19 protein-coding genes and 2 pseudogenes are annotated in these 14,713 nt (G+C 72.0%); 4 read left to right on the top strand and 17 right to left on the bottom strand.

Annotated features, from left to right (window positions below; translation table 11 throughout):
* Window positions 1–50: 50 nt before the first annotated feature.
* On the bottom strand, window positions 51–770 hold the full coding sequence (locus ACFC02_RS13445; RefSeq protein WP_376356022.1) for an HAD family hydrolase: 720 nt from the start codon (window positions 768–770) through the stop codon (window positions 51–53).
* Complete coding sequence (locus ACFC02_RS13440) at window positions 767–1,648, bottom strand: GntR family transcriptional regulator (protein ID WP_376356020.1); 882 nt, start codon at window positions 1,646–1,648, stop codon at window positions 767–769. The genes ACFC02_RS13445 and ACFC02_RS13440 overlap by 4 nt, the downstream gene beginning before the upstream one ends.
* A 129-nt stretch (window positions 1,649–1,777) precedes the next feature.
* Here ACFC02_RS13440 and ACFC02_RS13435 point away from each other — a divergent pair, with 129 nt between their 5' ends.
* On the top strand, window positions 1,778–1,966 hold the full coding sequence (locus tag ACFC02_RS13435) for a hypothetical protein (RefSeq protein ID WP_376356018.1): 189 nt from the start codon (window positions 1,778–1,780) through the stop codon (window positions 1,964–1,966).
* Window positions 1,967–1,994: 28 nt separating this feature from the next.
* Here the strand turns inward: ACFC02_RS13435 and ACFC02_RS13430 are convergent, their stop codons facing one another.
* The 3 genes and pseudogenes from ACFC02_RS13430 to ACFC02_RS13420 all read right to left on the bottom strand — a co-directional run bounded on the left by ACFC02_RS13430 (window position 1,995) and on the right by ACFC02_RS13420 (window position 4,264).
* A complete protein-coding gene (locus ACFC02_RS13430; protein ID WP_376356016.1) occupies window positions 1,995–2,915 on the bottom strand; it encodes a FadR/GntR family transcriptional regulator in 921 nt (306 codons plus the stop codon).
* A gap of 369 nt (window positions 2,916–3,284) precedes the next feature.
* A pseudogene (locus ACFC02_RS13425) lies at window positions 3,285–3,415 on the bottom strand (GNAT family N-acetyltransferase); the annotation flags it as partial.
* Window positions 3,416–3,514: 99 nt separating this feature from the next.
* Window positions 3,515–4,264, bottom strand: a complete 750-nt coding sequence (locus ACFC02_RS13420) for a hypothetical protein (RefSeq protein ID WP_376356014.1) — start codon at window positions 4,262–4,264, stop codon at window positions 3,515–3,517.
* 160 nt (window positions 4,265–4,424) lie between these two features.
* Here ACFC02_RS13420 and dtd point away from each other — a divergent pair, with 160 nt between their 5' ends.
* Window positions 4,425–4,850: a D-aminoacyl-tRNA deacylase gene (gene dtd, locus ACFC02_RS13415; RefSeq protein WP_376356069.1), complete on the top strand. Its 426-nt coding sequence runs from the start codon at window positions 4,425–4,427 to the stop codon at window positions 4,848–4,850.
* A gap of 22 nt (window positions 4,851–4,872) precedes the next feature.
* Here dtd and ACFC02_RS13410 read toward each other — a convergent pair whose 3' ends face one another.
* The 4 genes and pseudogenes from ACFC02_RS13410 to ACFC02_RS13395 form a co-directional block, all read right to left on the bottom strand.
* Window positions 4,873–5,838, bottom strand: a complete 966-nt coding sequence (locus ACFC02_RS13410) for a YgfZ/GcvT domain-containing protein (RefSeq protein ID WP_376356012.1) — start codon at window positions 5,836–5,838, stop codon at window positions 4,873–4,875.
* Window positions 5,839–5,848: 10 nt separating this feature from the next.
* Window positions 5,849–6,286 carry a Fur family transcriptional regulator gene (locus tag ACFC02_RS13405; protein ID WP_376356010.1) on the bottom strand — a complete coding sequence of 146 codons (438 nt, stop codon included), beginning with the start codon at window positions 6,284–6,286 and terminating at the stop codon, window positions 5,849–5,851.
* A 76-nt stretch (window positions 6,287–6,362) separates the two neighbouring features.
* Window positions 6,363–6,938 carry an FABP family protein gene (locus tag ACFC02_RS13400; RefSeq protein ID WP_376356008.1) on the bottom strand — a complete coding sequence of 192 codons (576 nt, stop codon included), beginning with the start codon at window positions 6,936–6,938 and terminating at the stop codon, window positions 6,363–6,365.
* A gap of 226 nt (window positions 6,939–7,164) precedes the next feature.
* Window positions 7,165–7,383: pseudogene (locus tag ACFC02_RS13395) on the bottom strand (hypothetical protein); the annotation flags it as partial.
* A 250-nt stretch (window positions 7,384–7,633) separates the two neighbouring features.
* Between ACFC02_RS13395 and ACFC02_RS13390 the strand changes: the two are divergent.
* Window positions 7,634–7,996 (top strand): DsrE family protein, encoded by a 363-nt coding sequence (locus tag ACFC02_RS13390; RefSeq protein ID WP_376356006.1) that lies wholly within the window; start codon window positions 7,634–7,636, stop codon window positions 7,994–7,996.
* A 73-nt stretch (window positions 7,997–8,069) separates the two neighbouring features.
* On the opposite strand, the gene ACFC02_RS13385 is transcribed toward ACFC02_RS13390, so the two are convergent.
* The 8 genes from ACFC02_RS13385 to ACFC02_RS13350 form a co-directional block, all read right to left on the bottom strand.
* Complete coding sequence (locus ACFC02_RS13385; protein WP_360967486.1) at window positions 8,070–8,327, bottom strand: DUF3099 domain-containing protein; 258 nt, start codon at window positions 8,325–8,327, stop codon at window positions 8,070–8,072.
* Between the two features lie 108 nt (window positions 8,328–8,435).
* Window positions 8,436–8,726, bottom strand: a complete 291-nt coding sequence (locus ACFC02_RS13380) for a DUF1416 domain-containing protein (protein WP_360967488.1) — start codon at window positions 8,724–8,726, stop codon at window positions 8,436–8,438.
* 93 nt (window positions 8,727–8,819) lie between these two features.
* Window positions 8,820–9,665, bottom strand: a complete 846-nt coding sequence (locus ACFC02_RS13375) for a sulfurtransferase (protein WP_376356003.1) — start codon at window positions 9,663–9,665, stop codon at window positions 8,820–8,822.
* A gap of 129 nt (window positions 9,666–9,794) precedes the next feature.
* On the bottom strand, window positions 9,795–9,875 hold the full coding sequence (locus ACFC02_RS13370) for an Ms5788A family Cys-rich leader peptide (RefSeq protein WP_351055874.1): 81 nt from the start codon (window positions 9,873–9,875) through the stop codon (window positions 9,795–9,797).
* Between the two features lie 312 nt (window positions 9,876–10,187).
* On the bottom strand, window positions 10,188–10,910 hold the full coding sequence (locus ACFC02_RS13365; protein WP_376356001.1) for a DUF2993 domain-containing protein: 723 nt from the start codon (window positions 10,908–10,910) through the stop codon (window positions 10,188–10,190).
* Window positions 10,911–11,038: 128 nt separating this feature from the next.
* Window positions 11,039–12,352: a hypothetical protein gene (locus ACFC02_RS13360; RefSeq protein ID WP_376355999.1), complete on the bottom strand. Its 1,314-nt coding sequence runs from the start codon at window positions 12,350–12,352 to the stop codon at window positions 11,039–11,041.
* 3 nt (window positions 12,353–12,355) lie between these two features.
* Window positions 12,356–12,610, bottom strand: a complete 255-nt coding sequence (locus ACFC02_RS13355) for a MoaD/ThiS family protein (protein ID WP_360967499.1) — start codon at window positions 12,608–12,610, stop codon at window positions 12,356–12,358.
* 46 nt (window positions 12,611–12,656) lie between these two features.
* A complete protein-coding gene (locus ACFC02_RS13350) occupies window positions 12,657–13,625 on the bottom strand; it encodes an alpha/beta hydrolase (RefSeq protein WP_376355996.1) in 969 nt (322 codons plus the stop codon).
* Window positions 13,626–13,928: 303 nt separating this feature from the next.
* Here ACFC02_RS13350 and ACFC02_RS13345 point away from each other — a divergent pair, with 303 nt between their 5' ends.
* Entirely contained in the window at window positions 13,929–14,711 is a 783-nt protein-coding gene (locus ACFC02_RS13345) for a response regulator transcription factor (protein ID WP_376355994.1), read from the top strand.
* The last annotated feature ends 2 nt before the right edge of the window (window positions 14,712–14,713 follow it).

Here is a 14,713-nt window from a genome sequence, read left to right as displayed (position 1 = left end):
CCGCACCGCGCGTCGCGCCTGAGGGGGACCGGAGCGGCGCCGGGGCGCGCTCAGGCCGGGCGCAGGGCCGCCAGCAGGTCCCCCAGGGAGCGTACGACCGCCTTCGCCCCGGCCGTCTCCAGGAGACGCGCCTTGTGCTCGTTGCGGGCGTAGCCGAGGAAGTGCACGCCCGCCCGCCGGGCCGCCTCCAGGTCGGTGGGCGTGTCGCCGATCATCAGGGCGGCCGAGGGGGCCGCCCCCATGGCGCTGAGCGCGCGGTGCAGGCAGTGCGGGTCGGGCTTGAGGTGGCCCAGTTCGCCGGTCCGGCCGTACAGGTGCGGGGCGAAGCAGGGCAGCAGGCCGCGGCCCTGGAGGTAGGCGCGCACCACGGCCGGCGAGTTGTTGCTGGTGACGGCCAGCCGGGCGCCGACCGCGGTCCAGGTGCGGATCAGCGGGTCGGCGTACGGGGTCGGCATCGCGGTGGCCGCCGCCTTCAGCTCCTCCTGGGTGAGGCGCTCCTCCAGGTCCGTCACCAGGTCGCTGCGCGGGCGCCGGCGGTCGACCGCGCGCAGCAGGGCGTGCGGGTCCAGCGGTTCCCGCTCGTCCTCGCTCAGCAGCCCGTGCAGGCCCTGCCGGCCGAGCCAGTCCAGCAGGCCGTGCGCCACCCGCTCCGCGGAGTGCCCCGCGAAGAGGCGGCAGATCGGACCGTCGAAGTCCCACAGGACCACGTGCGCGCGGGAGACCAGTTCCCGCAGCGTCCGGGTCTCCGTCTGCGTCGTATCAGAGGTCATTGGGAGAGTGTCAGGTCCGTGGTGATGGTTTCCCAGAGGGCGTCGAACCACTTCTGGGATTCCGTCACGAAAGCGGCGTCGCGCCGGCCGCCCCGCTGGACGAAGGAGAACAGCAGGGACTTGGAGCCCAGCGCGTCGTACATGTCCAGGGTCTCGTCGCCCCAGTCCTCCTCGCGCCGGGTGAGCGTGTAGTAGCCCATCAGGGCCTCCTCGCCGTTCAGCAGGTAGAGCTTGACCGGCGGGGTGAAGGGCAGCGCGCGGAAGGTGACGCGCACGTCGATGCCGTGGGTGGCGCGCAGCGAGAGCAGGTTGTGCCGCAGCACCTGCCCCTGGGCGTTGCGCATGGCCAGCCAGCGCTCGTGGACCACGTCGTCCCCGCCGGGGCCCTCCACCGCCACGGGGAAGGCCAGGGTGATGTCCCTGGACGGCACCAGGACGCGGAGGTCGATGGCCTCGGGGCGCATGCGGCCCTCGTGGATCAGCCGGAGCGGTTCGCCCATGGCCAGCATCAACGTCTCCGCGGTGTGGCAGACGACGTCGATGCGCACCCGGCGGCCCGAGAACGCCTCCGTCAGACGGGGGGCGAGCGAGACCATGGTCGGCTGCGGCTCCTCCCGGGCGGGGGCGGCGTCGGCGATCCTCGGCGGGCTGCCCTTGCTGACGTTGCTGAGCAGGCCGTCGTCCTGGAGTGCCCGCAGGGCCTGGCGCACGGTGCCGCGCTCCACGCCGAACTCCTCGGCGAGTTCGGCCTGGGTGGGCAGGCGGTCGCCGGGCTTCAGCTCGCCCGCGCGGATCCGCTCGCGCAGGGTGTCGGCGATCTCCTGCGGGGAGTTCCTCCGGCTGCCGTCCACGGCCAGGTTCTCAGGGGTCACGACCAAACGGTACAACTTCGATTCAGCTGGCGGGAGTTGTTCTAGATCTGTTTCGAACACTCACCAAGTGGGGACCACTAAGAACAAGTTGGCTGCCAACTTTGGAGAGTTGGCGACCGAAGGGGGAAAACCGCCGTGCCCGTACTCGCCCTTGTGTCCGCCATCTTCGTCGTCGGCTTCGAGCAGATCGTCCAGTGGAAGTACGGCGCGACGGGCATGGTCGGCCTGCTGCTGCTCACCGTCGGCATCAAGGCCAAGAGCCCGGCCCTCAGCTCCGCCGGTGCGGTGGTCCTCGCGATGCTGGTCACCGGCCCCGCGCTGTGACCGGGGCCGGGGCCCGGCCGAGGAGAGGTCAGCTCGTGAGCACCAGCTCCGAACTGATCGTCTCCCACAGGGCGTCGAACCACGCCCGGGCCTGCTCGACGAACGCCGTGTCGCGCGGGCCGGCGCCCCGCGCGAAGGAGAACAGCGTCGAACGGGTGCCCTGCGCGTCGTAGAGCTGGAACGGTTCGTGGTCGATCTCCTCCTCGCGGCGCCGCACGGTGTAGTACGCGAACAGCGCCTCCTCGCCGTTCAGCAGGTAGAGCTTGACCGGCGGGGTGAAGGGCAGCGCGCGGAAGGTGACGCGCACGTCGATGCCGTGGGTGGCGCGCAGCGAGAGCAGGCTGTGCCGCAGCACCTGCCCCTGCGCGTTGCGCACGGCCAGCCAGCGGGTGCGCAGCCGGTGGCCGGGCGCGGAGGGGTCCACCGGTGCGGGGAAGGCCAGCTCGATGTTCCGGCTGGGCAGCAGCACCCGCACGTCGACCTTGGCCGGATCCAGGCGCCCGGCGTGGATCTGACGCAGCGGCTCACCGAGGGCCAAGGCCAGCGAGACGGCGGTCAGGCACACCGCGTCGATCTCCACGTGGGAGTCGGCGAAGGCGGCGGCGACCCGGGGGGCGAGCGCGGCCGAGGTGGGCAGCGGCAGGGCGGCGGGTCCGGTGAGGGCCCGTTCCGGGTGGGCCGTGACGGTCGCCGGGCTCCCTTTGGTCACGTTCGTGAGCAGGTGCTCCGACCGCAGGATGCGCAGGGCCTCCCGCACGGTCCCGCGCTCGACCCCGAACTCGGCCGCCAGCACCGCCTGCGTGGGCATGCGCGCACCCGGGCGCAGCGCGCCGGCCCTGATCCGCTGCCGCAGTTCGTCGGCCACCTCGCGGTGTGACCTCTGTGGCCGCTGCGTCCTCTTCCGCCCATTGGCCAAGGCGTGTTCCGGGTCCACACGTGAACCGTACAACTTCTCGCCATCTTTGGGCAGTTCCGGGAAAGGTGGTTATGAGCCGCTTCCAAGTGGAGATAAGAAAAGAGAAGTTGGTGGCCAACTCACCTGACATGGTTGAACCTTAGGCCGGTTGGCTCCACGGTGACACAGGGGGTACGTCGGACCGCGCTTCCCTCCGGAGGGGAGCCAGGAGCACGGTCAGCGACACCGCACAGCCACAACAGAACAACGTCTCGCAGCACCGCCACAACTGAAGACCGTCCCCACCGCACAGCCACAACAGAACAGTCTGAGCAGACAGAGCGGTCTGAGCAGACAGCACGGAACGGAACAGGACGCTACGGATGCGTCACCCCTGGCACGGTCACCGGCAGGAAGGAGCGTTCAGAACAGGTCCGGGCACCACGGTCGCCCGGACGTACGCAGCAGGGCGTCGGCCACCTCGGCGGCGCCCGCTCGTTCTTCCCGGACCCGTCCGGGTGGTCGGCCATCCGCACCGCCGGCTCGTCACCGAGCCCGCGGGTCGACGGCCCGTCCGCCCGGCCGCCTGCGCTCCCCCGCCCGTCCGCCCGGTGGCCGCCTGCTCGGCCCCGCTGCCGGTCGTTCTCGTCGGGTCACAGGAGCAGGTCGTCCACCTGGGCCTCGCCGTCGCGGTAGCGGCGGGCGATCTCCGCGCTGCAGCCGTCAGCCGTGCGCTGGAGCTGGTGGCGGCGCCGGGACACCTGCTGCTCGAACCGTACGAGCCGGCCCATCGCCGCGCCCAGTTCGAGGTCGGTGCGGGCGTCGAGGTCCGACAGTTCGACCTCGGCGAGCATCTGTGCGGACAGCCGCCGGTACTCCTCGCCGTGCGGGGTGCCCAGAGTCACATGTCGGGCCGAGGAACGTTGCCGGGCGGGCGCGTCCCGGAGGATCTCCGCGAGCCGTTCGACGACGGACGCCCCGCCGTCCTCCACGGCGGGCGCGGGCCCGGCATCGTCCCCGCCGCATGCCGTCCGCGCCCCGCCGCCCCGCCGGGTCAGCTCCGCGCGCAGGATGTCGATCCGCCCCTGGAGCAGCCGTCGTACGTAACTCAGGTCGGCCTCGTCCCGTTGGGCCCGGCGGCGCAGGGCGCGCAGTTCCGGCAGGCTCAGCGGCGTCAGCTCGGGCTCCGCCGGCTCCATCGCCAGCAGTGGGTCCACCACAGGTACCACCGGTACCCCCTCCGTGCTCACGGGCCGGTCCGCCGCGGGCGGCGGGCCCGACGGCAACGGCGGGCTGTCGGTGCGCTGCACCGGAGGCCGGTGGGCGATGGTCTCCGCGACCGCCACCCGGAGGGGCGGGACCGCCCCGGGCTGCGGCTGCGGCTCGGTACTCGATGTGCTCATGCGCCTCAACCGTCCCCTCGACCGGCGCGTACGGAAGCATCGTGCCACCCGGAGTGGCCGGTATGTGACCGAGTGCCCCCGATCGGCCCCGGATGGGGGGTTACGAAGCATAAAGAAGCACGATATGGACGTCGGCCCGGCGCCCGGCATCATGGTCGGCATGCGTGCAGTGGTGCAGAGAGTGGACGGCGCGAGCGTCGTCGTGGACGGCGAGACGGTGGGGGCCATCGAGGGCGAGGGGCTGTGCGTCCTGGTCGGGGTCACCCACGAGGACACGAAGGAGAAAGCGGCACAGCTCGCCCGCAAGCTGTGGTCGATCCGCATGCTGCAGGACGAGAGGTCGTGCAGCGACACGGACGCCCCGCTGCTCGTGATCAGTCAGTTCACGCTCTACGGCGACGCCCGCAAGGGCCGCCGCCCGACCTGGAACGCCGCGGCCCCGGGCGAGGTCGCCGAACCGCTCGTGGCCGAGGTGGTCGCCCGGCTCCGCTCGCTGGGCGCGACGGTGGCCACGGGCCGGTTCGGGGCGCAGATGCGGGTGTCCCTGACGAACGACGGCCCGTTCACCGTCCTGCTGGAGATCTGAGCGCGATCCCCGCCCGGCAGGGTCACGGCTGGACGACGGCCTCCTGCGCCGCCGCCGTGTCCCCCGCCATCAGCCGGGCGTCCAGCGGCACGTTCCGCTTGACCAGGGCGAGCGCGACCGGGCCCAGTTCGTGGTGGCGTACGGACGTGGTGATCACGCCGATCCGGCGGCCGTCGGGGCCCTCGTCGGCGAGGCGGATCTCCGTGCCGTGCACCGGCAGGTGCACCTCGCTGCCGTCCAGGTGCAGGAAGACCAGGCGGCGCGGCGGCTTGCCCAGGTTCTGGACCCGGGCCACGGTCTCCTGCCCGCGGTAGCAGCCCTTCTGGAGGTGCACGGCCGTGCCGATCCAGCCCAGCTCGTGCGGGATGGTGCGGTGGTCGGTCTCGAAGCCGAGCCGGGGCCGGTGCTGCTCGACGCGCAGGGCCTCGTGGGCGAGGATCCCGGCGGGCGGGCCGCTCTTCGCCGCGTACGACTCCAGGTCGGCGCGGGGCAGGAACAGATCACGGCCGTACGCCGTCTCGCGGACGACGGCCTCCTCGGGCGCCTCGGCGATCGAACCCGCCGGCAGGTGCACCACCGCGAAGTCGGCGGTGCGGTCGGCGACCTCGACCCGGTAGAAGAACTTCATCGACTCCAGGTAGGCGATCAGCGCCTCCTGGGTGCCCGGCTCCACGTGGGCCCAGACCGTCTCACCGTCGTCGACCAGGTAGAGCGCGTGTTCGATGTGACCGTTCGCGGAGAGGATCAGCGCCTCGGTGGCCCGGCCGGCCGGCAGGTCGCTGACGTGCTGGGTGAGCAGCAGGTGCAGCCAGCTCAGCCGGTCCTCGCCGGATACGGTGACGACGCCTCGGTGCGACAGGTCGACGAAGCCGGCGCCGTCCGCGAGCGCGCGCTGCTCACGGAACAGGTCGCCGTAGTGTGCAGCGACGCCTTCGTCCACGCCCTCGGCGGGGACGGCGCCGGGCAGCGACAGCAGGGGGCTCTTCATACGGGCAAGCCTACGACGTGCCCGCCGGCCCCTTGCGGGAACAGTCCTGGCAGCGGCCGAAGATGGCGAAGTGCTTCATGTCGGTGTCGAACCCGAACTGCCGGCGCAGCTTGTCCGTGAACTCCGCGGCCACCTCGACGTCGGCCTCGATGACGTTGTCGCAGTCGCGGCAGACGAGGTGCAGGTGGTGGTGGCGGTCGGCCAGGTGGTAGGTGGGGGCGCCGTGGCCGAGGTGGGCGTGGCTGACCAGGCCCAGCTCCTCCAGCAGCTCCAGCGTCCGGTAGACGGTGGAGATGTTGATCCCCGACGCCGTCTTCCTCACCTCGCCGAGGATGTCGTCGGGGGTCGCGTGCTCCAGGGTGTCCACGGCTTCGAGGACGAGTTGACGCTGCGGCGTCAGCCGGTAGCCGCGCTGCCTGAGGTCGCTCTTCCAGTCGGTGCTCACCACACCGAAGAGTCTAGGCCGCCGCGGGGCGCCGGGGGCTACCCGAAGCAGGCCGGGGACCGCCAGAAGGGGGCCCGGCCTACTTGAAGAAGGCGATGCCGTCGTCCGGCAGGTCGTCCGGGAGGGCCTTGGCCCAGCGCTCGACGTCCTCGGGGGTGACGACCTTCTTCAGGTGGGCCGACATGTAGGGGCGCAGCTCGACCTCGGGGGTCTGCTTCTCGCCGACCCACATCAGGTCGCTCTTGACGTAGCCGTACAGCCGCTTGCCGCCGGTGTAGGGGGCGGAGGCCGCGGTGCGGGCCACGGCGTCCGTGGCCAGGTCGATCTGGGGCTTCTTGTCGGCCAGCTCGCCGTACCAGACCTCGACGACGCCGTCGTCGCGGACCATCGTGACCTCGACCTTGCGGTCGGCGTCGATCCGCCAGAAACCGGACTCGGACTCCAGCGGCCGTACCTTGTTGCCGTCGTTGTCCAGCACCCAGGTGTGCGAGTGGTACTCCAGGAAGTCCCGGCCGTCGTGGGTGAAGGTGACCTCCTGGCCGAAGTTGCACTTCTGGGACCCGGGGAAGTCGTGCACACCGGCGCCGGCCCAGTCGCCGAGCAGGAAGGCGAGGGGGACCAGGTCCCTGTGGAGGTCGGACGGGATCTCGATCATGAGCGGCGGCTCCTGGACGTCGTCAGCGCTGGCCCTGGTACAGCTTCTTCACGGTCAGGTAGGCGAAGGCGAGGACGCCGACGCAGACCAGGACCAGCAGGGTTTCGAAGAAGATCTCCACGGGGTGCTCCTTGTCGAGCGCGGTGCGGTACGTACGTACACAGGGCCGGGCCCCAGCTTAGTAGGCTCGGGCCCGGCCCTCTTGGTGAGGTACTCCCTCACCCGCTCAGCCGAGCAGTTCGCTCTGCAACGTCACCGTCTGCTGGAACGGCACGGCGGGCGCGGAGCCCTTGCGGGACTGGACGACCAGGGCGAGGACGTCACCCGCGCGGAGGTAGGCCTGCCGGACCTGTTCGGCGCCGTAGGGCTTGGCCTCCGCGTAGGCGACGCGGTCGACGCCGTCCACCCGGGCCGCGGTCGGGAACGCGTCGTCGAAGACGGACCGGTCGGCGCCGGCGGCCACGCCGAGCACGGCCGCGGCGGCGACGAGCAGCGCGGTGCGCCTGAACCGGCGCGGTGGTGCTTCCGGCGTGGCCACCGGAACCTCCGGAACCCCCTCGGGCGTGGAAATCGGTCTTTCCGGTACTTCCAAGACGTGCCCCCACAGAACATGAAGCGCACCTTCCGTATGCGCGCTGCACAGGAGACCCACATCTGGAGGCCGTGGTTGTAGCGGAGTTGATTACGATTCGGGCATGGCGAAGAAGCTCGTGATCAAGGTGACGGCGGGGGCGGACGCCCCCGAGCGGTGCTCGCAGGCGTTCACGGTCGCGGCGGTCGCCGCGGCCAGCGGGGTGGACGTGTCCCTGTGGCTGACCGGGGAGTCGTCCTGGTTCGCGCTGCCGGGGCGGGCGGCCGAGTTCGAGCTTCCGCACGCCGCGCCGCTGCCCGACCTGATCGACTCGGTCCTCGCGGCCGGCCGCGTCACGCTGTGCACGCAGTGCGCGGCCCGCCGGGAGATCACCGAGGAGGACGTGATCGAGGGCGTGCGGATCGCGGGGGCGCAGGTCTTCGTGCAGGAGGCGCTGGCGGACGGGACGCAGGCGCTCGTCTACTGAGGCGCGCCGCCCTCCGGACACCGAGGAGCGCCGCCCCTCCGGATGCCGAGGCGTACCGCCCTCCGGTGGCCCGTCAGTGGCGTTTCTTGCCGTCGAGTTCGTCCCACCACTCGTCGGACTTCGGGTCGCCGGACGGGTCGTCCCACCAGCGGTCGTCGGGGCCGCGCCGGTTGGCCACCATGGCCGCGACCGGCGGGATGACCATGGCGAACAGGCACATGCCGACGGCGGCCGGGACCGACCAGATGCGCACGACCCCCCACGCCAGGACGAACAGGGTGATACAGGTGCCCATCATGGCGAAGTAGGCGTGGCGGCGCCGTGCGTACATGCCTCCAGGGTAGTTCCGCGGCGCCTTGCCGCCAGGGCCGCCCGGGCATGCCGGAGGGCCGTACCCTGGCGTCCGGCCCCGGGTACGGCCCTGGCGGGCTCGGCGGTCTCAGACCGCGATCGCGACCTCCGCGAGGCCGCCCTGCCGGGCCACGACCGTGCGGTCCGCGCTGCTGCCGCCGGGAACCAGGGCCCGGACCGTCCAGGTGCCCTCGGCCGCGTAGAACCGGAACTGGCCGGTGGCGGAGGTCGGGACCTCCGCGGTGAACTCGCCGGTCGAGTCCAGCAGGCGGACGTAGCCCGTCACCGGCTCGCCGTCGCGGGTCACCTGCCCCTGGATCGTCGTCTCACCGGGCTTGATCGTCGAGGCGTCGGGGCCGCCGGCCTTCGCTCCACACATGGCGTACTCCTGAAGAGAGGTCTTGAGAGGTCGGTACGGTCGGTTCCGTCTTGCTTGTTCCGCTTGCTTGCTTCGCCTGCTCTGCCTACCGGCTCACTTGCCGGAGCCCAGCTCGATCGGCACGCCCACCAGGGAGCCGTACTCGGTCCAGGAGCCGTCGTAGTTCTTGACGTTCTCCACGCCCAGCAGCTCGTGCAGCACGAACCAGGTCAGGGCCGAGCGCTCACCGATGCGGCAGTAGGCGATGGTGTCCCTGCCCAGGTCGACGTCCTCGTCGGCGTAGAGGGCCTTCAGCTCCTCGTCCGACTTGAAGGTGCCGTCGTCGTTGGCGTTCTTCGACCACGGGATGTTCTTGGCGGACGGCACGTGACCCGGACGCTGCGACTGCTCCTGCGGCAGGTGGGCCGGGGCGAGCAGCTTGCCGGAGAACTCGTCGGGCGAGCGCACGTCGACCAGGTTCTGCGCGCCGATGGCCTTGACCACGTCGTCGCGGAAGGCGCGGATGGAGGTGTCCTGCGGCTTGGCCCGGTACTCGGTCTTCGCACGCTCGGGCACGTCGGTGCCGTCGACCAGCTCGCGGGCGTCCAGCTCCCACTTCTTGCGGCCGCCGTCGAGGAGCTTGACGTTGTCGTGGCCGTAGAGCTTGAAGTACCAGTACGCGTAGGAGGCGAACCAGTTGTTGTTGCCGCCGTAGAGGATCACCGTGTGGTCGTTGGCGATGCCCTTCTCCGACAGCAGCTTCTCGAAGCCCGCCTGGTCGACGAAGTCGCGGCGCACCGGGTCCTGGAGGTCGTCGGTCCAGTCGATGCGGATGGCGTTCTTGATGTGGTTCTTGTCGTACGCGGACGTGTCCTCGTCCACCTCGACGATCGCGATGCTCGGGTCGTCCAGGTGCTCCTGGACCCAGTCGGCGTCGACCAGGACGTCAGTGCGGCTCATGCTCAATCTCCTCCGGGGCAGTTACGGCGGGGCGTGCGGGTGCATGACTGCGCGCTCGGGGTGCGAGCGGCGCACGGGTGCCCTTCGAGCAGGGCGGCTGAGGGACGCGGAACCTCGGGGGGCTTCCGCTCAGAAAGGGCGACAGAGCATGGCGGCAACGCGGCACAGGTCCACTGCCCGCCGCTTCGTGAGATCCGCCTGTCGCCTCATGCCGTCGATCGTAGGGAGGGACAGGCGGACATGTCACCGGCGTGTCGCATCATGAGACGGGATCGTCCGTGATGTGGGACAACGGCCGGAATCAGGTGTGCGGGCGCACGCCCGGCGCTGCCGCTTCCCTCCTCCGCATCTGCCCTGCGGACGCCGACGTCTCGTCAGACGGACGCGCCGGGCTGACGGCGGACCGCGAGCGCCGGACAGACTGCCGACCGCAGGCACCGGAAAGCCTGCCGCCCGGACGTGCCGGGCGGACGGCGGACCGGAGCGCCGGCCGGACGGCGGACCGGACGTGCCGAGCGGTTGCTACCCGGCGAGCCTGACGTGCGAACCCTTCACCGTGATCTCGACACCGTCCTTCGCCGCCCGCACCGAGTCGAGCTTGATGCCGCCCGGCAGCCGGTCGATCGCCTGCTGGAAGTCGGTGATGGTCCGCATCCGGCCCTCGGCGAGCGCGAGCCCGGCGAGCTTGGGCAGGCCGTCGGCCGTGACGCGCACCTTGTCGCCCCGGACGTCGAGCGAACTCAGCACGTGGATCACCGGGAACGACGCGACCTTGACGGCCAGCCTGATCTTGCCGTTCCCCCCGTCCGAGAGGCCCACCACCTGCGCCTTGAGGCCGAAGCCGATGTCGGTCGGCGTGGACTTGGCGGTCTTCAGCAACTCGTCGTAGGAGATGAGCGCGGTGCCCGTGGCGCCGGCGGCGGTGGCCGAGCTGTAGTCCCCGGAGAACTCCACGCCCTTCAGGTCGGCCTTCAGGTCGTCGATACGGATCTTCCCGCCGCCGTCGCCGGTGTCCGCCTCGTAGTTCTTGATGGCGACCTCGACGTCGTCCAGTTCGTCGCCCGCCAGCTGGGTGAGGAACGGGAAGCCGTTGATGGACACGTCAGGGGTGCTCGACAGGTGCTCCGCGGACCGCACCTCGTCGGCTGCCCGGCCCTCGGCGAAGTGCACCGCGACCCGGTCGGCCACCACGAACAGCACGCCGAGGACCACGACGACGATCAGCAGTACTCGCAGCGCGCGCATGCGGTGCTCCCCCCACCTGAGCGGATCGACGACGACCCGGCGGCCGTCCTGCGCGAGCGTAACCCCGCCGCACAGCGCGGCCCGGACTTTGTCGATCAGCTGTTACGCACCGGTACGACCCGCCGGTCTCAGCCCAGCGCGCGCCCCAGCACCCACACCACCGGCGCCGCCGCCGACAGCGGCAGGGCGACCCCGGCCGTGAAGTGCACGAACCGCGAGGGGTAGTCGTAGGCGGCCACGCGGTGCCCGACCAGGGCGCACACCGCCGCGCCGGCGCCGAGCAGCGCGCCCTTGGCGCCCAGGCCCGTCATGCCGCCGACCGCGATGCCCGCGCCCCCCGCCGCGAGCAGCGCGACGACCACCGAGGCCGCCGCGGGCAGCGGCAGCGCACGCGCCAGGGCGGCCACCGCGACCGACACCGCGCCCACCGCGACCGCGTCCGCGCCGCCCGCCAGGTAACCGGTCGCCAGGATCGACAGCGCCGCCGAGGCGACGGTCGCCATCAGGCCGTACATGCGTTCGTCCGGGTCGGCGTGCGAGCGCAGCTGGAGGACGAGGGAGAGCAGCACCCAGACGCCGAGGGTGCCCAGGATCGCGGCGGGCGCGTGCTCGCGGCCCGCACCGAGCACCGCCGCGTCGGAGGCGAGCGCGCCCGCGAAGCCGAGGGCGATGCCCTGCCGGGCGGGCCACATGCCGTTCAGCCGGAACCAGCCGGCCGCCGTCACCGCCTGGAGCACCACCAGCGGCACGAGCAGCGCGTACGTGCCGACCTCCGCCGCACCGGCCAGCAGCAGTCCGAGCACTGCCGTGAGCGCGGCGGGCTGCATCCCCGGGTCGATGATCGGCGAGCGGCCCTCGGCGCGGGCCCGCTGCGCGTCGGTGACGCGGGTGTTGCCGGCGAGGGTGGCGGGGCCGTAGGCGGGGTCGTCGGAGGCGGTGGGGGCCGCGGGCGCCGTGGGTGGGGGGGTGCCGGCGCCCGCGCTCGGCGCCACGGGGGCGGCCGGCTGCGGCTGGGGGTGCGGCTGGGGGTGCGCCTGCGGCTGGGGCTCGGGGTGGGGCAGCGGGGGCAGGTACGCCGTCCGGGCCGACCCGGGTTCCGGCGCGGCCACGACGGACTGGCCGTGGGTCTGGGTGTCCCAGGTCTGCCCCTGCCACTGCTGCGTGTACTGCTGGGAGGCGTGGGGATCGTCGTACGCCTGCTGCCGGCCGGGCCAGGCCTGCGGCTGCGGCTCCGGCTGCGGCTGCGGCTGGGCGTACGGGTACGGCTGCGGGGCCGGTTGCCCGTACTGCTGTTGCTGCTGTTGGTACTGCTGCTGCTGTTGCTGTTCTTCGTACTGCTGCTGGTGCTGCTGGTGCTGCTGGTGGGCGTACGGGTCGTAGCCCTCGTACGCGCCCTGCTGGGAGCCGTCGTACCCGGAGCCCTCATACGGCCGGTCGGTCATCGCTCACCCTCCTGCGAACGGGGGAAGCACCTCGACCGTGCCGCCCTCGGTCAGCCGTACCGTCTCGTGGTCGCGCGTTCCCACCGGGTCACCGTCGATGAGGAACGAGCAGCGCAGCAGGACGCGGACGAGTTCGCCCGGGTGCCGCTCGCGCACCGCGTCGAGCGCCTCGGCGAGCGTCACCGCCTCGTACGGCTCCTCGGCGACGCCGGCCGCGGACTTCGCCGCCGCCCAGTAGCGCACCGTGACCTTTGCCATGCCGTTCCTCGACTCACTCTGTGCTGGACCCCGGTAATGAACATGGTCAGGTTAGGCCCTCCCGGGAGATGGCCCAGCGCGCGATGCGGTGCAGGAGGTCCTCGGGGGCGGCGTTCTCGGCGTGGCCCATGCCGGACTCCAGCCAGAGTTCGCCCTGGTCACCGGCTGCCGCGGCCAGCATCCGGGGGTGGTCGAGGGGGAAGTAGGCGTCCCGGTCGCCGTGCACGATCAGCAGCGGGACGGGCGCGACGCGCGACGCCGCCTCGACCGGGGAGAGCGGGACGGGGTCCCAGTCGCGGTGGTGGATCCGGGTGCGGAAGCCGTACCGGCCCACCAGGCGGCCCTCGGGGCGCATGACCAGCCAGTGCAACCGGCGCATGGGGGCCGTGCCCCGGTAGTACCAGCGCGCCGGGGCGCTCACGGACACCACCGTGTCCGTGTGTGCCGGCATACGCGCCCTCTCGTGCGCTCTTGTACGCCTCTCAGTGCCGGTCTCAGCCCCCACGCCGGCGCCGGCCTCCGCCCCAGTGCCAGCGCCGGTGCCGGTGCCGGTGCCGGTGCTGCTCCGCCGGGCGCCGTACAGCGCCGCGTGCCGCAGCACCACCGAGCCGCCCATGGAGAAGCCGACGGTCACCACCCGCCCGTACCCCAGGCCGCGTGCCCACTCCACCGCCGCGGCCAGGTCGAGCACCTCCCGGTCGCCGACCGTGGACCGCCCGCCGGAGGCGCCGTGGCCCCGGAAGGAGAAGGTGACCACGGCGCCGTGGCGGGCGAACGCCTCCGCCACCCGGCGCACGTGCGGCCGGTCCAGGTCACCCGTGAAACCGTGCGCGAGCACGAAAACGAGGGGAGCGGCCGCGGATCCCGCGCGCGCGGCCGCTCCCGGCTCGTGCCGGGCGTCGATCGCCACCCCGTCCGCCGTGCGCAGAAACCTCCTGACACGTGTACGCGGCGGCGTCTCGGACTCCGGGACGATCGTCGAACGCGCCACATGACCTGCCGACTCCGAGCTCATGTCGGCTATTCTGCTGCGAAGAGGACTCGGGCAGCGACGCCCCCGGGTCCTTTTGTGCTTTCGGCGGGCGTTGTATACGACGCGGGAAACCGCGGGTGTACGGGGGCCGCCGGGGGCGCAGTGGCTCTTGGGTTCCTTCACCGGCCCGGGATCCGCGGCGGGTCCCGGGGGCGCGGGGTCCGCACCCAGACGAAGCGACGAACAGTGCCGCGAAACGTCCTCGCAGGGACCCGAGGAGGAACCAGACGCCATGGACGAGCGAACCGTGCACGACCATACGACGACCCTGACAGGGGGGTCTCGATGAGTTCTCTGCTGCTCCTGACCAACGCACTCCAGCCGTCGGCGGAAGTGCTCCCCGCCCTCGGGCTGCTGCTGCACAACGTGCGGGTGGCCCCGGCCGAGGGGCCCGCGCTCGTGGACACCCCGGGCGCCGACGTCATCCTGATCGACGGGCGGCGCGACCTGCCGCAGGTGCGCAGCCTGTGCCAGCTGCTGCGCTCCACCGGGCCCGGCTGCCCGCTGCTCCTCGTCGTCACGGAGGGCGGCCTGGCGGCGGTCACCGCCGACTGGGGCGTCGACGACGTACTCCTCGACACCGCGGGACCCGCCGAGGTGGAGGCGAGGATCCGGCTGGCGATGGGCCGACGGCAGATCGTCAACGACGACTCGCCCATGGAGATCCGCAACGGCGACCTGTCCGTGGACGAGGCCACCTACAGCGCCAAGCTCAAGGGCCGGGTGCTCGACCTCACCTTCAAGGAGTTCGAGCTGCTGAAGTACCTCGCGCAGCACCCGGGCCGCGTCTTCACCCGCGCCCAGCTGCTCCAGGAGGTCTGGGGCTACGACTACTTCGGCGGCACCCGGACCGTCGACGTCCACGTACGGCGGCTGCGGGCCAAGCTCGGCCCCGAGCACGAGTCGCTGATCGGCACCGTCCGCAACGTCGGGTACCGGTTCGTCATCCCGGACAAGCCCGAGAAGGCGGACCGCGCCGCGGACGGGGCCAAGGACAGGACCCGGGCGGCCGGGCGCGGCACCACGGACGACTCTCCCACGGGCGCGCCGGTCCACGCGGAGACCTGAGC

This window comes from Streptomyces sp. NPDC056160, assembly GCF_042268205.1.
Taxonomy (GTDB): Bacteria; Actinomycetota; Actinomycetes; order Streptomycetales; family Streptomycetaceae; genus Streptomyces.
Note: the sequence above shows the minus strand (reverse complement) of the source record. Positions and strands in the feature narration are given on the sequence as shown.